This is a genomic window from Roseateles sp. GW835-FHT13E02 (assembly GCF_058794035.1).
In genome coordinates this window covers 81,369-100,668 of record NZ_JBXAGJ010000021.1, presented here as the reverse complement: position 1 = coordinate 100,668, position 19,300 = coordinate 81,369, and the positions used below count along the sequence as shown (strand labels likewise).

The 19,300-nt window shown below is 65.2% G+C and carries 18 protein-coding genes and 1 tRNA gene; 10 read left to right on the top strand and 9 right to left on the bottom strand.

Features of this window, described 5'->3' with window-relative positions; translation table 11 throughout:
• Nucleotides 1-12: 12 nt before the first annotated feature.
• Together AC1Q6P_RS19190 and mscL are read right to left on the bottom strand one after the other, a co-directional pair.
• Entirely contained in the window at nucleotides 13-2,508 is a 2,496-nt protein-coding gene (locus AC1Q6P_RS19190; protein ID WP_492665455.1) for a DUF1631 family protein, read from the bottom strand.
• 212 nt (nucleotides 2,509-2,720) lie between these two features.
• Nucleotides 2,721-3,161 (bottom strand): large conductance mechanosensitive channel protein MscL, encoded by a 441-nt coding sequence (mscL, locus tag AC1Q6P_RS19185; protein WP_492665456.1) that lies wholly within the window; start codon nucleotides 3,159-3,161, stop codon nucleotides 2,721-2,723.
• 239 nt (nucleotides 3,162-3,400) lie between these two features.
• On the opposite strand from mscL, the gene petA reads away from it, so the two are divergent.
• The 6 genes from petA (at nucleotide 3,401) to AC1Q6P_RS19155 (ending at nucleotide 7,890) form a co-directional block, all read left to right on the top strand.
• A complete protein-coding gene (gene petA / locus AC1Q6P_RS19180) occupies nucleotides 3,401-3,997 on the top strand; it encodes a ubiquinol-cytochrome c reductase iron-sulfur subunit (RefSeq protein WP_102766298.1) in 597 nt (198 codons plus the stop codon).
• A gap of 44 nt (nucleotides 3,998-4,041) precedes the next feature.
• Nucleotides 4,042-5,454 (top strand): cytochrome b, encoded by a 1,413-nt coding sequence (locus AC1Q6P_RS19175; protein ID WP_102766299.1) that lies wholly within the window; start codon nucleotides 4,042-4,044, stop codon nucleotides 5,452-5,454.
• A gap of 21 nt (nucleotides 5,455-5,475) precedes the next feature.
• Nucleotides 5,476-6,258: a cytochrome c1 gene (locus AC1Q6P_RS19170; RefSeq protein ID WP_171826798.1), complete on the top strand. Its 783-nt coding sequence runs from the start codon at nucleotides 5,476-5,478 to the stop codon at nucleotides 6,256-6,258.
• 162 nt (nucleotides 6,259-6,420) lie between these two features.
• Nucleotides 6,421-7,038, top strand: a complete 618-nt coding sequence (locus tag AC1Q6P_RS19165; RefSeq protein WP_102766301.1) for a glutathione S-transferase N-terminal domain-containing protein — start codon at nucleotides 6,421-6,423, stop codon at nucleotides 7,036-7,038.
• A gap of 36 nt (nucleotides 7,039-7,074) precedes the next feature.
• Entirely contained in the window at nucleotides 7,075-7,728 is a 654-nt protein-coding gene (locus tag AC1Q6P_RS19160) for a ClpXP protease specificity-enhancing factor (protein ID WP_492665457.1), read from the top strand.
• Nucleotides 7,729-7,814: 86 nt separating this feature from the next.
• A tRNA-Thr gene (locus AC1Q6P_RS19155) sits at nucleotides 7,815-7,890 on the top strand.
• Nucleotides 7,891-7,997: 107 nt separating this feature from the next.
• On the opposite strand, the gene AC1Q6P_RS19150 is transcribed toward AC1Q6P_RS19155, so the two are convergent.
• Nucleotides 7,998-8,345 (bottom strand): hypothetical protein, encoded by a 348-nt coding sequence (locus AC1Q6P_RS19150; protein WP_492665458.1) that lies wholly within the window; start codon nucleotides 8,343-8,345, stop codon nucleotides 7,998-8,000.
• Between the two features lie 334 nt (nucleotides 8,346-8,679).
• Between AC1Q6P_RS19150 and secA the strand changes: the two genes are divergently transcribed.
• From secA to AC1Q6P_RS19135, 3 genes are all read left to right on the top strand, one after another.
• Nucleotides 8,680-11,424: a preprotein translocase subunit SecA gene (gene secA / locus AC1Q6P_RS19145; RefSeq protein WP_492665459.1), complete on the top strand. Its 2,745-nt coding sequence runs from the start codon at nucleotides 8,680-8,682 to the stop codon at nucleotides 11,422-11,424.
• A 272-nt stretch (nucleotides 11,425-11,696) separates the two neighbouring features.
• Entirely contained in the window at nucleotides 11,697-12,260 is a 564-nt protein-coding gene (locus AC1Q6P_RS19140) for a PEP-CTERM sorting domain-containing protein (RefSeq protein ID WP_108724336.1), read from the top strand.
• Between the two features lie 53 nt (nucleotides 12,261-12,313).
• On the top strand, nucleotides 12,314-13,009 hold the full coding sequence (locus AC1Q6P_RS19135) for a PEP-CTERM sorting domain-containing protein (protein WP_102766609.1): 696 nt from the start codon (nucleotides 12,314-12,316) through the stop codon (nucleotides 13,007-13,009).
• Between the two features lie 206 nt (nucleotides 13,010-13,215).
• Here AC1Q6P_RS19135 and AC1Q6P_RS19130 read toward each other — a convergent pair whose 3' ends face one another.
• Nucleotides 13,216-13,605: a hypothetical protein gene (locus AC1Q6P_RS19130; RefSeq protein ID WP_492665460.1), complete on the bottom strand. Its 390-nt coding sequence runs from the start codon at nucleotides 13,603-13,605 to the stop codon at nucleotides 13,216-13,218.
• A 295-nt stretch (nucleotides 13,606-13,900) separates the two neighbouring features.
• Here AC1Q6P_RS19130 and AC1Q6P_RS19125 point away from each other — a divergent pair, with 295 nt between their 5' ends.
• Nucleotides 13,901-15,118 (top strand): alpha/beta hydrolase family protein, encoded by a 1,218-nt coding sequence (locus tag AC1Q6P_RS19125; RefSeq protein ID WP_492703296.1) that lies wholly within the window; start codon nucleotides 13,901-13,903, stop codon nucleotides 15,116-15,118.
• On the opposite strand, the gene AC1Q6P_RS19120 is transcribed toward AC1Q6P_RS19125, so the two are convergent.
• From AC1Q6P_RS19120 to AC1Q6P_RS19100, 5 genes are all read right to left on the bottom strand, one after another.
• Nucleotides 15,093-16,583: a sensor histidine kinase gene (locus AC1Q6P_RS19120; RefSeq protein WP_492665462.1), complete on the bottom strand. Its 1,491-nt coding sequence runs from the start codon at nucleotides 16,581-16,583 to the stop codon at nucleotides 15,093-15,095. The genes AC1Q6P_RS19125 and AC1Q6P_RS19120 overlap by 26 nt on opposite strands.
• Nucleotides 16,580-17,257 (bottom strand): response regulator, encoded by a 678-nt coding sequence (locus AC1Q6P_RS19115; protein WP_102766270.1) that lies wholly within the window; start codon nucleotides 17,255-17,257, stop codon nucleotides 16,580-16,582. Before AC1Q6P_RS19115 ends, AC1Q6P_RS19120 begins: the two co-directional genes overlap by 4 nt.
• A gap of 63 nt (nucleotides 17,258-17,320) precedes the next feature.
• The gene (locus tag AC1Q6P_RS19110) at nucleotides 17,321-17,557 is read right to left on the bottom strand and encodes a GFA family protein (RefSeq protein WP_492665463.1); all 237 of its coding nucleotides are present in this window, start codon (nucleotides 17,555-17,557) and stop codon (nucleotides 17,321-17,323) included.
• Nucleotides 17,557-18,618, bottom strand: a complete 1,062-nt coding sequence (locus tag AC1Q6P_RS19105) for a phosphatidate cytidylyltransferase (RefSeq protein WP_492665517.1) — start codon at nucleotides 18,616-18,618, stop codon at nucleotides 17,557-17,559. Before AC1Q6P_RS19105 ends, AC1Q6P_RS19110 begins: the two co-directional genes overlap by 1 nt.
• 2 nt (nucleotides 18,619-18,620) lie before the next feature.
• The gene (locus AC1Q6P_RS19100) at nucleotides 18,621-19,259 is read right to left on the bottom strand and encodes a lysophospholipid acyltransferase family protein (protein ID WP_171826805.1); all 639 of its coding nucleotides are present in this window, start codon (nucleotides 19,257-19,259) and stop codon (nucleotides 18,621-18,623) included.
• Nucleotides 19,260-19,300: the final 41 nt, after the last annotated feature.

The window sequence follows — 19,300 nt, the reverse complement described above, 5'->3', positions numbered from 1 at the left end:
GGCCTGAGGTTTTCAGCCCTTGCTGCCGATGGCGGCCAGTTGCTTGCGGGCGCGCGAGATCGCGCGCTCCATCAGGTAGGCGTGCTCAAAGGCGCGCAGGCGGCCCGATTCGCACAGGCGCTTGAGCATGCGCGCGGTCATGGTGACCGTTTCCTGGTGCTTGGCGCCCTGGGTGAAGATGAAGAAGCTGCGACCGGCGCTGATATGGGCCAGGCGCACCTTGTGCCAGCTGTCGCCGGTGTGCATGCGGTAGGCGAAACCGAGCTGCAGGTGGTCGATCAGCAGCTCGCCCTCGCTGGGCTCGGGCGCTTCGGTGGCGGCGGGCAGGCCGTCGATGCTGATGTCCACGGCCTGCAGCGGCGCTGGCGGTTCATCGTCGCCGAGCACGATGTCGACCGTGCCGTCCCAGTCGACCCCGCTTTCACTCACCAGGCCCAGGCTCTGGGCTTCCTGCGGGCTCAGGCGGCTGCCCATGTCCAGGTCTTGCGGCACGGTGACCGGTGCATCGGCGGGCAGGTCGCGCTCTTCCGGCGGCGCGCAGCCGAACACGCCGTCCAGCTGCTTGATCAGCAGATTGGTTTCCAGCGCGCTGGGCGCCACGCCCTTGAGGGATTCGGCATGGGCCGGCAGCAGGGCGCCGAAGAAGACCTTGCGGGCGGGCTCGGGCCAGGCGATCAGGTCCAGCCCTTCGTTCAGCGTGCGCATCAGCGCCGGCAGCTGGCCAAGGAAGGCCTGTCGCTGGGCCGTGCCGCCCTTGGGCTGCACGCTCATCACCAGCTCGCGGCCAAGTTGACGGAAGCGCAGGGTGCGCTCGGGCGTGCCCTTGGGGTCGCGCGAGGACAGCACGATGGCCTGACTCCAGACCTGGGCCAGGAAATCGCGCAGGAAATCCTGCATGGGCACGGGGGCCAGCGCGGTTTGCAGTTGCTGGGTGTAGCGCTGCTGCAGGCGCAGGTCGATTTCCTTGCGGTCCAGCAGCTCGGCCATATCGCCAACGGCGCTGCCTTCGCTGGCGCTCTTCAGCGTGCCAGCGATCTGCTCCTGGATGAAGCGCTCCAGGGCATCGAGCTTGCTTTCGTAGACCTCCATGCGGTCGAAGTCGCCGCTGGCGACCTCCTGCACGAGATCGCGCACATGGGCCAGGAAATCGCTGCCGGGCGCTTCGCTGAAGTCATCGAAGGCGCAGGCCAGCGAGGCCATGCGATTGACAAAGCGGCGCACCGGATGCCGGCGCGAGGAGAAAAAGCTCGGGTCGCCCAGGGCCGCGCGCAGCACCGGCAGCTGCAGCCGGGCCAGCAGGCGCGCCATTTGCGGTGGCACCTTGGGGTCCGACAAGACCTGGTCGAACAGGCTGCTGACCACATCGATGACCATGTGGTCCAGGCGCCCGGTGGCCGCCTGACGCAGCTCGTCGCGGTGGATCTGGATCAGATTGGGTGGCTGCACGCCTTGCCAGGCGGAGCCGCCGAAGTCTTCGGCCCAGTCGCCCGGCGCGGCGCCGAGTGCCGCGGGGCCCAGGGCTGCGGCGCCAGCATGGCCGCCGACCGCGCCTGAAGGCAGGCCGCCGCTCATGCCGCTCATGCCGCCGAAGCCGGAAACACCGGCCGGCGCCGGCGCCTGGGCCAGGCGGCGCAGCAGGTCCATCAGCTGGCCGTCGACCACGCCCATGCCGCCGGCGTTGGCGCTGCCGTAACGGCTGTGGCCGCTGGGCAGGCCGGCGCCGCCGTAGTTGCTGCCGCCGTAACTGCTACCAAATTCGCTGCGGCTGCCTCGCGGGCCGCTGTGGCTGAACTGCGCCTGCCCACCCGGGCCGGAATCGAGCTCGCCGTGCACCGAGGCGCCACCGGCCAGGCCCTGCGCGCGGGTGCTGGCGTTGGGGGATTCGTTGCCGCGCACGCGCAGGTCTTGCGGGCGCAGGCCGCGGTGGCGGAACAGTTCCGCTATGTCGGCATAGCAGGCGCGCATCTCCTGTGTCATCGCCCGCGTCATTTCATCGACCAGGATCTGTCGGCTTTCGCTGTCCTCGGTCACCGCGTGGACGGCGGCCAGCAGGGCGCGTGCGACCAGCTCGGGCCGCAGGGGGTTGCGATCGCCGTTGCGCAGGCTGGCCACATAGGACTCGACCTCGCGCAGCTCCCACTCACTCTGGTGGCCGATGGCCAGGCCGATGCGGTCGCTGACCACCAGGGCGTCGACCGCGTCATCGTCCATCAGGGACAGCTCGGTCCAGTCCTTCTTGGCGGCGGTGGTGGCTTCGGCCTTGGGGGCCTGTTCCTGGCTCAGCTGCTGGCGCAGCTCCTGAGTGAAGCGTTGGCTGAACAGGCCCTGCTGGCGGCGAAACACCAGCTGGGTGGCCAGCAGCAGATCGCGCCGCTTGGCTTGGCCGGCCGAGAGCGCCGCCAGACCCATGCCCTCGGCGCAGCGCTCCGAGGCCTGCTCGGCGGCTGTGCGAATGCGCTGGAGGGCAGCCTCCAGATGGGGGTTGAGTCCGAGGTCGGGCGAATTCATGAAGAGGGTGGAGGTGGAGCTGTCGTGAGCGTGCCACAAATCTGGGGTCAGTATCGCGTCAATACAAGGCCATCTCCAGCCAGATGTGCGGGTCTCGGCGCCTGAGCTTGCCAAATAGCTAACGCCCGGTGCCTGCGAAACTTTTGCTTACAGGCGGTCCGGGCGTTACGGGGCGGGGTGGTGCCGGTTTCAGCGGCGCCACAGGCGGGTGATCAGCGCTTCAGCGAGTCGCGGATCTCGCGCAGCAGCACGATGTCTTCCGACGTCACCGGAGCCTCGGCCGGGGCGGGCGCCGGGGTGTCGGCGCGCTTGAGGCGGTTGATCTGTTTGATCATCAGGAAAATGATGAAGGCCAGGATGACGAAGTTCAGCAGCACGGTCAGGAAGCTGCCGTAGGCGAACAGAGGCACGCCGGCCTTGGTCAGGGCTTCGTAGGTCTGCGCGCCCTTGAAATCGGCCGGGATGCTGCCCAGCACCACAAAGTAATTGGAGAAGTCCAGGCCGCCGACCACCTTGCCGACGATGGGCATGATCAGATCCTTGACCACCGAATCGACGATCTTGCCGAAGGCGCCGCCGATGATGACGCCGACCGCCAGGTCAACGACATTGCCCTTGACCGCAAACTCCCTGAATTCCGAGAAAAAACTCATCGATCTCTCCGTGGGCGGCCAGAGGCCGCGCTTTCCTTGTTGATGGATAAAAAACCATGCGAGCGCCCATGGGGCGCGCAACGGCCATGATTGTCGACGGCGATGGCCCCGCACAGCGGTAAAACGCTGATACTGTGGCGCGGAAAACAGTTTCGGATGCGGTTGCCGATACTGAGAGCTGATAGCGTCCGTTAGAATCCCGGGTTGCCCCCGATCAGAAGTCTCGTTTGAGGATCCTCATGAGTGACCAGCAAGTGGACCACGGCAAGCGCACTTGGCTCATCGCCACAAGTTGCGCCGGTGCCGTTGGCGGCGTAGCCACCGCCGTACCTTTCGTCAGTACTTTCACACCGTCCGAGCGTGCCAAGGCCGCCGGTGCAGCCGTGGAAGCCGATATCAGCGGCCTCAAGCCGGGTGAGAAGATGACCGTCGAATGGCGCGGCAAGCCCGTGTGGATCGTCCGTCGTACGCCCGAGCAGTTGGAAGCCCTGAAGGGTATTGACGGCCAACTGGCCGATCCGAACTCGGACCGCAAGGCCTACCCGACGCCCGAGTACGCCAAGAATACCCATCGCTCGATCAAACCCGAGTTCTTCGTCGGCGTGGGCATCTGCTCGCACCTGGGCTGCTCGCCCAGCGACAAGTTTCAGGCCGGTCCTCAGCCCTCGCTGCCGGATGATTGGCACGGCGGCTTCCTGTGCCCCTGCCATGGCTCGACCTTCGACCTGGCTGGCCGTGTGTTCAAGAACAAGCCGGCGCCCGACAACCTTGAGGTGCCCCCTCACATGTACCTGTCCGACGCCAAGATCCTGATTGGCGAAGACAAGAAGGCTTGATGCTCCGGCATCAAGTCGCACAAGGCTAAAGGACAGAGGTCAACATGGCTGCTGAATTCAAAGAAGCTCCCGCCGGCGCTGGCGCTGGCGAAAAACTGCTGACGTGGGTGGACAACCGCTTCCCGGCTAGCAAGCTCTACAAAGAGCATCTCTCGGAGTACTACGCTCCGAAAAACTTCAACTGGTGGTACATCTTCGGGTCGCTGGCCCTGGTGGTGCTGGTGATCCAGATCGTCACCGGCATCTTCCTGGTGATGCACTACAAGCCCGACGCCAATCTGGCGTTCGCCTCGGTCGAGTACATCATGCGCGATGTGCCCTGGGGTTGGCTGATCCGCTACATGCACTCCACCGGCGCTTCGGCGTTCTTTGTGGTGGTGTACCTGCACATGTTCCGTGGCCTGATGTACGGTTCTTACCGCAAGCCGCGCGAGTTGGTCTGGATCTTCGGTTGCGGCATCTTCCTGTGCCTGATGGCTGAAGCCTTCATGGGTTACCTGCTGCCCTGGGGTCAGATGTCCTACTGGGGCGCCCAGGTGATCGTGAACCTGTTCGCGGCCGTGCCCTTCGTCGGTCCGGATCTGGCCCTGTTGATCCGCGGTGACTTCGTGGTGGGCGACGCGACCCTGAACCGCTTCTTCAGCTTCCACGTCATTGCCGTGCCGCTGGTGCTGCTGGGTCTGGTGGTGGCGCACATCATTGCGCTGCACGAGGTGGGTTCCAACAACCCCGACGGTGTTGAAATCAAAGGCCCGAAGGCGCCCAAGGATGCCCAAGGGCACCCTCTGGACGGCGTGCCTTTCCACCCGTACTACACGGTGCATGACATCTTCGGCCTGAGCCTGTTCCTGATTGCGTTCACCAGCGTTGTGTTCTTCGCGCCGGAGTTGGGTGGTTACTTCCTGGAGTACAACAACTTCATCCCGGCTGACCCGCTGAAGACGCCAGCGCACATCGCCCCGGTCTGGTACTTCACGCCTTTCTATTCCATGCTGCGCGCCACGACCGACACCATGGTCAATGTGCTGGTGGGCATCATCGGGCTGGGCGCATTGCTGGCGGTCATCAAGGGCAGCTTCAGCGGCAAGGCCAAAATGGCGGTGCTGGTGCTCGCCGTGGTGGCCTGCTTCCTGCTCAAAGTCTTCGACGCCAAGTTCTGGGGCGTGGTGGTGATGGGCGGTGCCGTGGTGATTCTGTTCTTCCTGCCTTGGCTGGACCACAGCCCCGTCAAGTCGATCCGTTATCGCCCTGACTGGCACAAGTATGTCTATGCCGTGTTCGTGGTGTTCTTCCTGGTGCTGGGCTATTTGGGTATCCAGCCGCCGACCGACCTCGGCACGCTGGTTTCGCAAGTGGGCACGCTCTTCTACTTTGGCTTCTTCCTGCTGATGCCCTGGTGGAGCAAGCTGGGCACGCCCAAGGCTGTGCCTGACCGTGTGACCTTCCACGCCCACTGAACAAGCACCGGAGTCCAAAGAATGAAGAAACTCATCGCTACGCTGCTGACCGCCCTGTCTTTGGGTATGGGGCTGGTCTCCGGCGCTCATGCTGCCGGCGGCGGCATCGAGTGGGACAAGTTCCCCAAGGAAAAGATGACCGACATGGCGGCGCTGCAAAACGGTGCCAAGCTGTTCGTCAACTACTGCCTGAACTGCCACGCTGCTGCCTTCAATCGCTACAACCGTCTGCGTGACCTTGGCCTGACCGAAGCGCAGATCAAGAGCAATCTGCTGTTTGCGGGCGACAAGGTGGGCGAGACCATGAAGGTGTCGCTGGATCCCAAGCAAGCCAAGGACTGGTTTGGCGCGACGCCGCCGGATCTGACCGTGATCGCACGTTCGCGTGCAGATGGCTCCAAGGGTTCGGGTGCAGATTATCTGTACACCTATCTGCGCACTTACTACCGCGACGACACCAAGGCCACGGGCTGGAACAACCTGGCCTTCCCCAGCGTGGCCATGCCGCATGTGCTGTGGGAACTGCAAGGCCAACGCGGCGCCAAGTTCGCTGAAGAAGCCGATCCGCATGACGCCAGCAAGACAGTCCATGTCTTCAAGGGCTTCGAGCAACTGACCCCCGGTGCCCTGGACGCTCGCGCGTACGACAGCGCCGTGGGCGATTTGGTCGCCTATCTCCAATGGATGGGCGAGCCGGCCCAGGCCCAGCGCTTCCGCCTGGGCGTGTTGGTGCTCTTGTTCCTGTCGGTGTTCACGGTGTTCGCATGGCGCCTGAATGCCTCGTACTGGAAAGACGTGAAGTAACGTCTTCCGTCCCGGTCCTGGTAGCTGCGAGAGCGGCGGCCGGGTCCAACACGCAGTGGGTGGCTCGTCCGGAGCGCCCGCTGCGTTTGTCTTTTGTGCGGCTCACTGCAAGACCCGATGTGACCCGCAGCCTTTTCACCTGACCTCTCGGAGCCTGCCGCCATGATGGTGCTTTATTCTGGAACCACCTGCCCCTACTCGCATCGCTGCCGCTTCGTGCTGTTCGAAAAGGGCATGGACTTCGAGATCCGTGATGTGGACTTGTTCGCCAAGCCCGAAGACATCGCCTTGATGAACCCGTACAACGAAGTGCCCATCCTGGTCGAACGTGACCTGATCCTGTACGAGTCGCACATCATCAACGAGTACATCGACGAGCGCTTCCCGCACCCGCAGCTGATGCCCGGTGACCCGGTCGCCCGTGCCCGCGTGCGCTTGTTCCTGCTGAATTTCGAGAAGGAACTGTTCGCTCACGTGAACGTGCTGGAAGGCCGCGGCCAGGCCGTCAAGGCGACCGACAAGCAGCTGGAAAAGGCCCGCGCGCAAATCCGCGACCGCCTGACTCAGCTCGCCCCGATCTTCCTGAAGAACAAGTACATGCTGGGCGACGATTTCTCGATGCTCGACGTGGCCATCGCACCGCTGCTGTGGCGCCTGGACTACTACGGCATCGACATGTCGAAGAATGCCCTGCCGCTGCTGAAGTACGCCGAGCGCATCTTCTCGCGTCCGGCCTACATCGAAGCGCTGACGCCTTCGGAAAAGGTGATGCGCAAGTAAGCCCCGACCGCAGCGTAGCGAGCATAAGAGTTCGACATGGATCAAAGCCCCGACAAGGGCGGGCCGGGCAGCAGCTCGACCCGTCCCTACCTGATTCGCGCCCTGCACGACTGGTGCACTGACAACGGCTTCACGCCCTACATCGCGGTCCACGTCGACCGCCTCGTGCAGGTGCCGATGGAGTACGTCAGCAACAACGAGATCGTGCTCAACGTCGGCTTTGACGCCACCAGCGGCCTGGACCTCGGCAACGAGTTCATCCAGTTCAAGGCCCGCTTCGGCGGCACCGCACGCGAGATCATGGTTCCGGTCGATCATGTGGTGGCCATCTACGCCCGTGAGAACGGGCAGGGCATGGCCTTTCCTGCGCCTGAGCTTGCCGACAACACGGCGCCCGCTGCCGGTGCTGTGGCTGCGTCTCCGTCGGTCGCGGAGGCGCCGAAGCCCGCGCGTGGCTTGCGCCTGGCTTCTGTGCCTTCGCCTGCTCCCGAGGCGGCTGACGAGTCACCTGCGACCGAATCGCCGCTTGAATCGCCTGCTGCGGCGCCTGAACCTGCCGCTGCAGCCCCGGCGCTGACTTCGGTGCCGGCCTCGCCTGCTCCGGCCGCCGATGCGGCACCGGGCGATGGCTCGGAGCCTGACGGCCCGGGGCCGGGTGCCGGTCGTCCCGCACTCAAGCGGATCAAGTGAAGGACAAGACCGATCGGGTCTGGCTTCACGTTCTTGAATCCTTCGGGCTTGGGGTGTCAAAACTCCGGCTATACTGAAGGGCTAGTGCCGGCTTAGCTCAGTTGGTAGAGCAACCGCCTTGTAAGCGGTAGGTCATCAGTTCGAATCCGATAGCCGGCACCAGACGCACAAACGAAAAAACGAGTCTTCGCGAGAAGGCTCGTTTTTTTTCGTCCCTGCCTTCCGCGGCGGGTTGGAACCCGCCCGGCGCCGAAGCGGCGCCTCGGGCCTCAGCCCTGCTGCTCGACCTTGATGCGCACCTTGTGCGGCTGAATGCCCTGTTCGGCCAGCAACTCCTCCAGCCGTGGTTGCAACTGGCGCAGCTTGGCGGCCACGGCGGCGTTGGCAGCGATCAGGCTCCAGCCTTCTTCGTCCATCGGGCCGGGTTTGATGAAGCGGCTCAGCGCGCCGGGCAGGGCGGGGGCCACCACGGCCATGCGGCGTTTCGACTCATGCAGCAAACGCCCGAGGCGGGCCAGGGCGTCATGGCCGGCCAGGGCCTGCGAGATCGGCAGCGGGTCGGGCACCACGCACGGGCTGGGGCTGCCGGGGGGGCGGATTCGAAACGGTGCGCGCATGGCGGCAGTGTAAGGCGCGCTGGCTGTTGACGCCCCCGCAAGCCGGGGCTTGCCCGGGGGGGAGAGGCCCCAGGTTTGTCAAATGGCGAATGCTAAACTGACGGGCTTTTGCGCCTGGAGCACCATGGATTTTGCGTAGGGCCGCGCTTGCAAGTGCGGCTGCACGCCCCATATGGACCGGGCGCATTCAGAAACAACACAAGAAGACCCGTCTCACACAGAAGGCCCAGTCTCGCGGCGCGAATTTCACGATGCACGCCGGCAGCGACAGCCGTCACCAGGAGCTTGCCTCAGGCGGGCTCCCGTTCCACGACCGAACAAACCATCACGCTGCATGTTGCCCAAGCTTCTCACCCAGATTTTCGGTAGCCGCAATGAGCGCTTGCTCAAGGGCTATCGCCGCGTCGTCCAGCAGATCAATGCGCTGGAACCCAAGTTCGAAGCCCTCGATGACGAAGCCCTGCGGGCCAAGACCGCCGAGTTCAAGGCACGCGTGGCCCAGGGCGAATCGCTCGATGCCCTGCTGCCCGAGGCCTTTGCCGTTGTGCGCGAAGGCAGCAAGCGCGCGCTCAAGATGCGCCACTTCGATGTGCAGCTGATCGGCGGCATGGTGCTGCATGCCGGCAAGGTCGCTGAAATGCGCACCGGTGAAGGCAAGACCCTGATGGGCACGCTGCCGGTCTACCTGAATGCACTGACCGGCAAGGGCGTGCATCTGGTGACGGTCAACGACTACCTGGCCAAGCGTGACGCCGAGTGGATGGCCCAGCTCTACAACTTCCTCGGCTTGAGCGTGGGCATCAACCTGCCCAATATGCCGCGCGAGCAGAAGCAGGCCGCCTACGCCGCCGATGTGACCTACGGCACCAACAACGAGTACGGCTTCGACTACCTGCGCGACAACATGGTCCACGACGTGGCCGACCGCGTGCAGCGCCCGCTGGCCTACGCCATCGTCGACGAGGTGGACTCCATCCTGATCGACGAGGCGCGCACTCCGCTGATCATCTCGGGCCAGGCTGACGACCAGACCGATGTGTACCTGGCCATCAACCAGGTGGCACCGCGCCTGAAGAAGCAGATTGGCGAACTCGACCCGCGCACGGGCGAGGGCGTGATCGAGCCGGGTGACTTCACCGTCGACGAGAAGTCGCACCAGATCTACCTGACCGAAGACGGCCACGACAACGCCGAGCGCCTGCTCGCCGAAGCCGGCCTGTTGCCCGAGGGCGCCAGCCTTTACGACGCGGCCAATATCTCGCTGATGCATCATCTGTATGCAGCGCTGCGTGCCCACCACATTTACCACCGCGACCAGCATTACGTGGTGCAGAACGGTGAAGTCACCATCGTCGACGAGTTCACCGGCCGCCTGATGACCGGCCGCCGCTGGAGCGATGGCCTGCACCAGGCCGTGGAGGCCAAGGAAGGCGTGGCGGTGCAGAGCGAGAACCAGACCCTGGCCTCGATCACCTTCCAGAACTACTTCCGCATGTACGGCAAGCTGGGCGGCATGACCGGCACGGCCGACACCGAAGCCTACGAATTCCAGGAAATCTACGGTCTGGAAACCGTGGTGATCCCGCCCAACCGCCCGACCCAGCGTCGCGACGAGCTGGACCTGGTCTACAAGACCAACAAGGAAAAGTTCGAAGCCGTGGTGCGCGACATCCGCGACTGCCACGAGCGCGGCCAGCCCGTGCTGGTGGGCACCACCTCGATCGAGAACTCCGAGCTGATCTCGGCCCTGCTGAACAAGGAAAAGCTGCCGCATCAGGTGCTGAACGCCAAGCAGCACGCCAAGGAAGCCGAGATCGTGGCCCAGGCCGGCCGCCCCGGCGTGATCACCATCGCCACCAATATGGCCGGTCGCGGCACCGACATCGTGCTGGGCGGCAATGTCGAGAACCAGATCAAGGTCATCGAGGCCGACGCCTCGCTGCCCGATTCGGTCAAGGCCGAGCGCATCGCCAAGCTCAAGAGCGAGTGGGCCGGCTTGCATGAGGCCGTCAAGGCCCAGGGCGGCCTGCGCATCATCGCCACCGAGCGCCACGAAAGCCGCCGCATCGACAACCAGCTGCGTGGCCGTTCGGGCCGCCAGGGTGACCCGGGCAGCTCGCGCTTCTACCTGTCGCTGGACGACCAGCTGATGCGCATCTTCGCGGGCGACCGCGTGCGCGCCATCATGGACCGCCTGAAGATGCCCGAGGGCGAGGCCATCGAGGCCGGCATCGTCACCCGATCGATCGAAAGCGCGCAGCGCAAGGTCGAAGGCCGCAACTTCGACATCCGCAAGCAACTGCTCGAGTACGACGACGTCTCGAACGACCAGCGCAAGGTCATCTACCAGCAGCGCAACGACATCCTCGAAGCCGATAGCCTGGTCGAGCAGATCGCCAATCTGCGCGCCAGCAGCCTGACCGATGTGGTGCGCACCTTCGTCCCGGCCGAAAGCCTGGAAGAGCAGTGGGATCTGGCCAGCCTGGAGCGCGTGCTGCGCGACGAGTGGCAGCTGGAGGTGCCGCTCAAGGCCCTGGTCGAGAAGAGCGACGCCATCACCGACGAAGAAATCGTCGAAGCCGTGGTCAAGGCCGGCGATGCCTCCTTCAACGACAAGATCGCCCGCGTCGGTATCGAGCAGCTGACGCCTTTCATGCGCATGGTGCTGCTGCAAAGCATCGACCAACACTGGCGCGAGCATCTGGCCTCGCTGGACTATCTGCGCCAGGGCATCCATCTGCGCGGCTATGCGCAGAAGAACCCCAAGCAGGAGTACAAGCGCGAAGCCTTCGAGCTGTTCTCGCAGCTGCTGGACGTGGTGAAGATGGAAGTCACCCGCACCCTGCTCAATGTGCGCATCCAGTCGCAGGAAGAGGCTGACCGCGCCGCCCAGGCCATGGAAGCCCGCGCCGACCAGGTCAGCAACGTCACCTACACCCACCCCAACGAGGATGGCTCGGTCTCGCAGGACTCGGCCGATGGCTTCGATGTGTCCAAGTACGGCCATGTCGGCCGCAACGACCCCTGCCCCTGCGGCAGCGGCAAGAAGTTCAAGGCCTGCCACGGCAAGCTGAGCTGATCGCCCGCGCGCCGCAGCGCGCTTGCGAGCCCAAAGACGCCCCGCTTGTCGGGGCGTTTTTCATGGGGCCAGGCCTGCTGGTCCTAGGTCTACATCTCTAAAAGCCCCGACTTCCCGTGCTTTTCACACGAGCACGCGTGCCGAGCCCCTGCTCAGGGGGGCGACGTCATCGGGGGCTTCCCCTAGCATCTCCCCCTAGATTGAAGTGGTTTTCGATTGGACTGGTTTCACCGGTTCAGACCACGAAACTTTCGAACCGGAGGGTGATAGAGATGCGTACAAAACAAGCTGTCGTCGTGATGTCCCTGGCCACCGCCCTGATGGGCCTGGCTTCGCAAGTCCAAGCCGGCCCGGTCACTCAGCTGACTCTGGGGGCCGATGGCGCATTCTCGAACCCGAGCGTTGGCAACAAGAGCGGCCAGAACTTCGCCAACGTCTTCAGCGGCCTGCTGCTGAGTGCCGACACCCTGGTCAGCGGCAATCTCTTCACCAAGGCCAATATGGCCGTGGACGTGGAAGAGGTGTTCCTGCTCAAGCTCGATGGCAATGGCAAGGCCGACCCGGCCAGCCGCCTGTCCTTCACCCAGACCGTGGGCCGTGACTGGTCCAAGCCCGGCTACGGTGCCGAAGAGTGGACCCTGGCTCCTGTGAGCCTGAGCGCCGGCCAGTGGGAGCTGCATGTCAACGGCTACCTGGAAGGTGCCAAGCATGGCGCGGCTTTCAACGGCCAGCTCAAGACCGGCAGCAACAACGTGCCCGAGCCACAAAGCCTGGCCCTGAGCCTGGTGGCTCTGGCCGCCATGGCCGGCCTCAGCCGCCGCCGCCAGAAGGCCTGAGCCCGCCGCCGTTCACCGATCTGCCGAATGCACCGAATCGAAAGTCAATGACCATGTCGACCCTGTTCAAGAAGACCCTGACCGCCGCCACCTTGGCCCTGATCGCCGGCACCGCATCGGCCGCCAGCGTGGACCTGCTCTTCGTCAACAACTCCGGCGAGCTGGAGCTGGACACCTCCTACACCGACACCGCCGGCCGCCAGCTGGAATCCTTCGGTTATGCCACCGGGGCCCTGCAGTTCGAGAACCGCGCCGGTGCCAGCTTCTACGCCTTTTGCGTCGAACTGGCCCAGGACTACGCCAGCACCCGCCGCGGCTTCCAGACCTACTCGGAGGGCAGCTTCAGTGCCGGTGAAAACAAGCTGCTGCAAGGCCTGTTTGCCACCAGCTTCAGCAACTCGCTGAACGCCAGCCAGCAAGCCGCCTTCCAGACCGCGGTCTGGGAAATTACCCACGAAACCGCGGGCAACCCGCTCAATGTGGCCGCCGGCCAGGGTGCTTTCTTCGTGCAAGGCCTGGGCGGCGCCACCGTGGCCGAGCAGAACGCCTTTGTCGCCAGCGTCAACGGCTATCTGCAAGCCGCCGCCAGCTACAACGGCCCCGACCTCTACACCATCACCAAGCTCAGCAACGCCGACTACCAAGACCTGCTGACCGTCAGCGCCGTGCCCGAGCCGGGCAGCCTGGCCATGATCATGGCCGGTCTGGGTGTGATTGGCTTTACCGCGCGCCGCCGTCGTCAAGCCTGAGTTGCTCCTCTGTCCTGAGGCCGTTCATCGCGTTCAATCCAGCCGATCCTTGGGATCGGCTTTTTTTTTGCGACTTGGATCGTGACTGGCGCGTTGGTGACCCGGCTCAGTCGTGGGCCATCTGCACCGAAGATGGCAAAGCCCGAGGTCTGCAAGCCTGAGTCGATTCAAAGCACCTTCATGCTGCAGCGGTCAAAGCTCGCTCCTCAGGGCCCGAGCGCGACGCACAGGCTGCTGGCCAGCAGGAGCAGAACCACAGGCAGCCAGATCCTGCGTTCGCGCGGGCTGGGGGTGATGGCGTTGGCCACGCAGCCCAGGGCGCAGTAGCCCACCACCCACCAGATCAGCGATTGCGCCTGCACTTGGAACGCCTGCCATGCCAGCCCGCTGGCGGCCAGAACGATGGCGGCCATGCCCATCATGATCAGCACGGAGAGCAGGGGGATCCAACGGGTGCGAGGAGGGAGGACGCCTCGCCACTTGCCTCCCAGGGTGAACTCTCCCCACGGGGCCCCCAGGATCAAGGCCAGCTGGAAGATGCACACCCCCAGGCACAGCAAGGCAAAGGTCAGGGCGCTGAGAGGGATGAGGGTCATGGGCGAGCTTGCGGAGAGATTCTTGGGCTGAGGCCTGCACATGGGCCCAGGCCTGGAAGGCCCCTGCAGTCTATCGGTGAGTGCCGCGGGGCCCGCCTCGATCGGCCCGGCAACGGTGCGAGCCTTGGATCGATGAATGCGGGCTGTCGCCAGCCATCTTCATCGCGCCTTCAGCTGAGGCTCAGAACGCCTTCAGCCTGGGCTTGCAGCATGGCGCTGTGTTCGCTTGGAACACGCACTCATGCTGGATTGGACGCATTTCATGTCACGCCTTGCTTCGAAGTCTTCTTCCCCCTTGCTCACCCGCACCTTGCTGGTCACCGCGACGGCGCTGCTCTGTGCCTGCGGTGGCGGCAGTGACGAGCCCCCTAAATCCGCAGACAAGCCCCGGGCCTTGCTGAGCCATTCGGCCTATGCACAGGCTCAGAGTTTCAGCGGTGTGCAGCAAACGCGGTTGCTGCGCTACCGCATGCCGGCATTGAACGGTGGGCAGACCGAGACCGAGGCCTTGTTGTTTGTTCCGCGCGCTCAGCCGGCTTCGGGCGATGTACCGCTGGTGGTCTGGGCCCATGGGACGGTCGGTGTGGCCGATGCCTGCGCACCCAGCCGCAATGCCGATGCGCACAACGAGAAGCAAGAGATCCAGTCCCTGCTCGATGCAGGTTTCGCGGTCTTGGCTCCGGATTACGAAGGTCTGGGTGGGCCGGGTGCGCACCCCTATCTGCATGTCGGCAGCCTGGGCCAGTCGATCACGGCCGCAGTCGAGGCTGTGCACCAGTTGCCCGGTCTGCGCCTGAGCAAGTCGTGGGCGCTGATGGGTCACTCACAAGGCGGCTATGCAGCCCTGGCCGGCGCTGAGATGGCGGCGCGCATGGATGCTGCCTTTCCGTTGCGCGCCACCGTGGCGCTGGCGCCGGCCTCCGACCCCGCACGCATGGCGGCCGAGCTGTTTCAGCGGATTGATGATCTGGAGCGCGCCATGGCTGCCCAGCCTTCGCCGGAATTGGCCGAGGTTCTGGCCGGCACCGTGTTTCAACTGGCTGCCAATGGCACCGTGCTGTCGCTCGGTCTGCTGGCCCAAGACCCTAGTCTGAAGCTGGAACAGCTGGTGGAAGCCAGTTTCTTGCCGATTGCGAAGCTGGCTGCCGATGATTCCGACTGTCAGCGCTTTGAGCCGGCCCTGGACCAAGACATGATGCGACACCTGAGCAGCGGCCAAGCCCTGTCGACCTACCCCAGCCTCAAGCGCAGTGCCTTTCTGAGCGAGGCGCTGCGCCAGACCCTCAGCAAGAACCGCCCGGCGCAAGTCAAGCTGCAGAGCCCGGTTCTGATCGTGCAAGGCGTGCTGGATGAGCAGACGCCGATCCAGGCGGCGCGTGCGCTGGTGGCCGAGATGCACCGTTTGGGCAGCTCGGTGCGCTATGTCGAGGTGCCCGACGGCAACCACGGCAGCATCACCCAAAGCCATATGCCCGAGGCCATTGCCTTCATTCGCGAGCGCCTGAATCCCTGAGCGCGTGGCCCCTGCCTTCGCCATCGAGCTGGGCTGCCTGGCGCGGCAGGCGCAAGCTGACGCGCAAGCCGCCGCCCGGGGCGTCGTCCAGCTGCATCTGCCCGCCATGCGAATGCAGCACGCTCTGGACGATGGCCAGGCCCAGACCACTGCCGGCTTGGCTCTCGCCTGGCAGACGGGTGAAGCGTTCCAGCACGGCGCTGCGCCAGGCTTCAGGGATGCCGGGGCCCTGGTCGCTGATGCTGGCGCACAGCATCTCGTCCTGAACCCAGAGTCGCACCTGCACGCTGCTGTGTTCGGGGCTGTACTTCACCGCGTTCTCCAGCAGATTGCTGAACAGCGAATGCAGTCCATCGGCATGGGCCACCAGATACATGGGCTCGCTGCCGGTCTCACAGCTCAGGCTGATATGGCGCTGCCGGGCTTGCTGCTCGACCTCGGCCATCACTTCGGGCAAGAGCTGCGCGAGGTCGAGCGTTCGCCACTCGGCCTGGGGACCCTGGATGTCGCTGCGCAGCAAGCTCAGCAATTGATTGACCAGGTGGATGGCGCGTTCGCTGCTGCGCTGCATGCCCTGCCACAGGGGCTGCTGCCTCGGGTCTCGCGCCAAGGCCGCCAGAGAGTCGGCGTACAAGCGCAGCGCTGCCAAGGGCGTGCGCAGCTCGTGCGCGGCATCGGCCACAAAGCGGCGCTCGCGCGCACGCGCCTCGCGCAGTTCTTCCAGCAAGCGGTTGATGGCCTGCAGCAGCGGGCGCAACTCTTGTTCGCGCGCCTGAAGCTGGATGGGCCTGAGGTCATTGGCGTCGCGGCGGGCCACGGCGTCGCTGAGCCGCCGCCAGGGCCGCAAAGCCCAGCGCACCGACAGCCAGCTCGGGACGATCAGCAATGGCAGGCTGAAGCCCAGCGGCAGCAGCAGCAAGGCCAGGCCCTCATCGCTGAGCAGCACCATGCTCAGGTGCCGGGGGATCAAGAACGACACCCGCAGGTTCGAGTCTGCAGTCGCACTCGCAGCCGAGGCTGGGGTCTGCACGGTCAGCACTTGCCAACCCAGCTTGCCGTCGTCCACGTGTTGCAGGCCCGGAGGGAAAGGGCCGTGGAAGCGCGCCGGCAAGCCGGGCGTGGCGTACAACAGCTGCTGGTCGCGCCAGGCCAGCAGGCTGATGCGGCGCAAGGGGTCGTCTTCGCCTTGTTCGGCGCGGTTCCATTGGTCCACCTTGTCCAAGACCTGCCGAAGGGCTTCGGGGCGGTCGGCCAGATGCTGGGCGCTGCTGAGAATGGCCTCTGCCGCCGGAACCAGCTTGAGCGCGGAGGCTTCAGACACATCGGAGCGCAAGCCAATCAGCAACAGCAGGGCCCAGAGGCCACACACCAGGAAAGCCTGGGCCAGCACCAAGCCACGCAGCATGGATGGCTCGGAGATGTATCGCCACAGCTGGGCAGCGGCGCGGCGCAAACGGCCCCTCATGCGGGCGCTGCAGGCTTGACGGGACGCTCGATCACATAGCCCACACCGCGCACCGTGCGGATATAGCCCTCGCCCAGTTTGCGGCGCAGGCTGGAGATGTGCACATCCAGCACATTGCTCTCCGCCTGGCTGCAGCCCAAGGCATGCTCTTCCAGAAAGCGCCGCGTCAAGACCCGGTCGGCGCGCTTGACCAGAAGCTCCAGAAGCCGGTACTCGCTGGGCGAGAGCTCCAAGGGCTGTCCGTCCAGGTTGACCCGCAGCGAGGCCTGGTGAATCTGCAGGCCTCCGAGGCTCAGCGCTCCTTCCTGCAGGCCATAGCTGCGCCGGGCCAGCGCGCGCAGGCGCGACAAGAGTTCTTTCAAGGCAAATGGCTTGAGCAAGAAATCATCGGCGCCGCCGTCCAGACCGCGAAGGCGTTCATCCAAGGCGTCGCGGGCGCTGATGATCAAGACGGGCGGCATCGCCTCGTGTGTGCGCAGCCAAGCCAGCAGGCTGTGGCCATCGCCATCGGGCAGACCCAGGTCGAGCAGCAGCAGATCTGGCCTGTGGGCCAAGATCTGGCCCTTTGCATCGGCCAGGCGCCGCACCCAGCACACCCGATGCCCTTCGGCTTCGCAGGCCAGACGTATGCCATCGCCCAGGTCCAGGTCGTCTTCAATCAGCAGGACATTCATGAACCGATTGCAGCAGAGCGATCTGAAGAAACGATGAAGCCGCGGCCCGAGCGCCCGGCGGCCTCAGCGCCCGGACTTGACTTCGTAGCTGCGCACCTGGGCTTCACCGTGGGTGATGCGCAGGCCGCTGCGGCGGATGAAGCCTTTGGTGGCGTAGGCAGTGCCGCTGGACTTGCGGCAGCGCGAGCAGTGGCAGTGGATGATGGCGTCGATGCCGCCGTGGATCTCCAGCGCGACGGCGCCGCACAGACAGCTGGCGCGGTAGGGCAGCATGGGTGAGGGCGGCTCGTGCTGGATCATCACAGTGCGAGCTTGAAATACCAGCGCACCGAGTGGAAGAACACGGGCGCGGCGAAGCAGAGCACGGCGATGCGGTCGAGCAGGCCCACCGCGCCGGTGATGGAGCTGCGGTTGCCCCAGTAGCGCACGCCGGCGTCGCGCTTCAGTGCTTTCATGACCAGGGTGCCAAAGCTGCCAGCCCCGGCGGCGATGAAGGCCATGACCAGGGCCTGGCCCACCTTGAACGGCGTGGCCCAGTAGAGCAGGGCGCCGACGAAGGCGGCGGTCAGGGTGCCTATCCACCAGGCGCGCATCGAGAAGCTGCGGCTGATGCGCCGCGCCACCGGGCGGCGGCGCAGGCGCCGGCTGGCCACCAGCTGGGCCAGCTGGCCGCAGCTGACCACCATCACCAGGAAGAACAGCAAAAAAGCGCCGCGGCCCCGGTAGCCGGGAAAGTCCAGCAGCAGCAGGGCCGGCGCATGCGACAGGCCGTAGACGCAGACCATGATGCCCCACTGGATCTTGGCGTTACGTTCCAGGAAGCGCGCCGGGTCATCGGCCAAGGCGCTGACCACCGGGATGGCCAGAAAGGCGTAGACCGGGATCAGCACCGAGAACAGATCGAACTGGCGCAGCCCCGTCAGCGTGTACTGAAGCGGCAGGATGATGAAAAAAGCCAGGATCAGGCCGCGGTGGTCGGCGCGCCGGGTATGCATCAGGGTGATGAACTCGCGCAGGGCCAGAAACGAGAGCACGCCGAACAGCAGGGTGGCGCCCACCGGCCCCGAGATCCAGGCCGCCCAGAACACGCAGGCGCCGCTCCACAGAAAGCCCAGCTCATGGCGCAGGCCGCGCCGGCGCGGTGCCAGGGTCAGCGGCGCGCCGCCCCAGAGGGTGGAGTCGAGGTGGCTGTCGGCCTCGCCGGGCCGGTCATCGTCCTGGCTGAGGCCGCGGTGGCGGGCGCGCAGCTGCAGCACAAAGCTGGCCAGGCTGAGCAGCATCAGGGCGCCGAACAAGATGATGAAGAGCAGGGCGACTTGGCCGCTGCTGTCCAGCGATTTGAGCCATTGGATCGGGTTCATCATCATGCGCCCCCGCCTTCGCCGCAACCCGGCCGGCAGGCCAGCACGGCCGCGCGCGCACGTTCCAGGAAGGCGCGCTTGTCCTCGTCGACCTTGAGCTGGATCGGCTCGCCAAAGGTGACGGTGCAGAGAATCGGCACCGGCACCACCTCGCCCTTGGGCATGACGCGCTGGACGTTGTCGATCCAGGTCGGGATCAGGCGCACCTCGGGGAATTGTTCGGCCAGGTGGTAGAGCCCGGCCTTGAAGGCCTGGGGCTCGCCCTTGTTGGAGCGTGTGCCCTCGGGAAAGATCACCAGGGAGTCACCGTTGCGCAGCGCCTCGACCAGGGGCTCGAGCGGGTCTTCATCGGGCGAGCTGCGGGTGCGCGAGACGTAGATGGCGTTGAACACCGCGCGGGTCAGCCAGCCCTTGAGCGGGCTGCTGGTCCAGTAGTCGCGGGCGGCAATCGGCCGGGTTTGGGCGCGCAGCTCGCGCGGCAGCGCGGCCCAGATCAGCACCCAATCGAAATGGCTTTGGTGGTTGGCGAAGTAGATGCGCTGCTCCGCCATGGGCGGGCAGCCTTTCCAGTGGCCCTGGGCGCCGGTGATCAGGCGCGCCAGCGAAGACAGGGCCAGACCGGCCGTGGAAGCAAGAGACATTCCGAGATGGTAGCCGCTGGCCGAGGGCCAAGGCCCCGGTC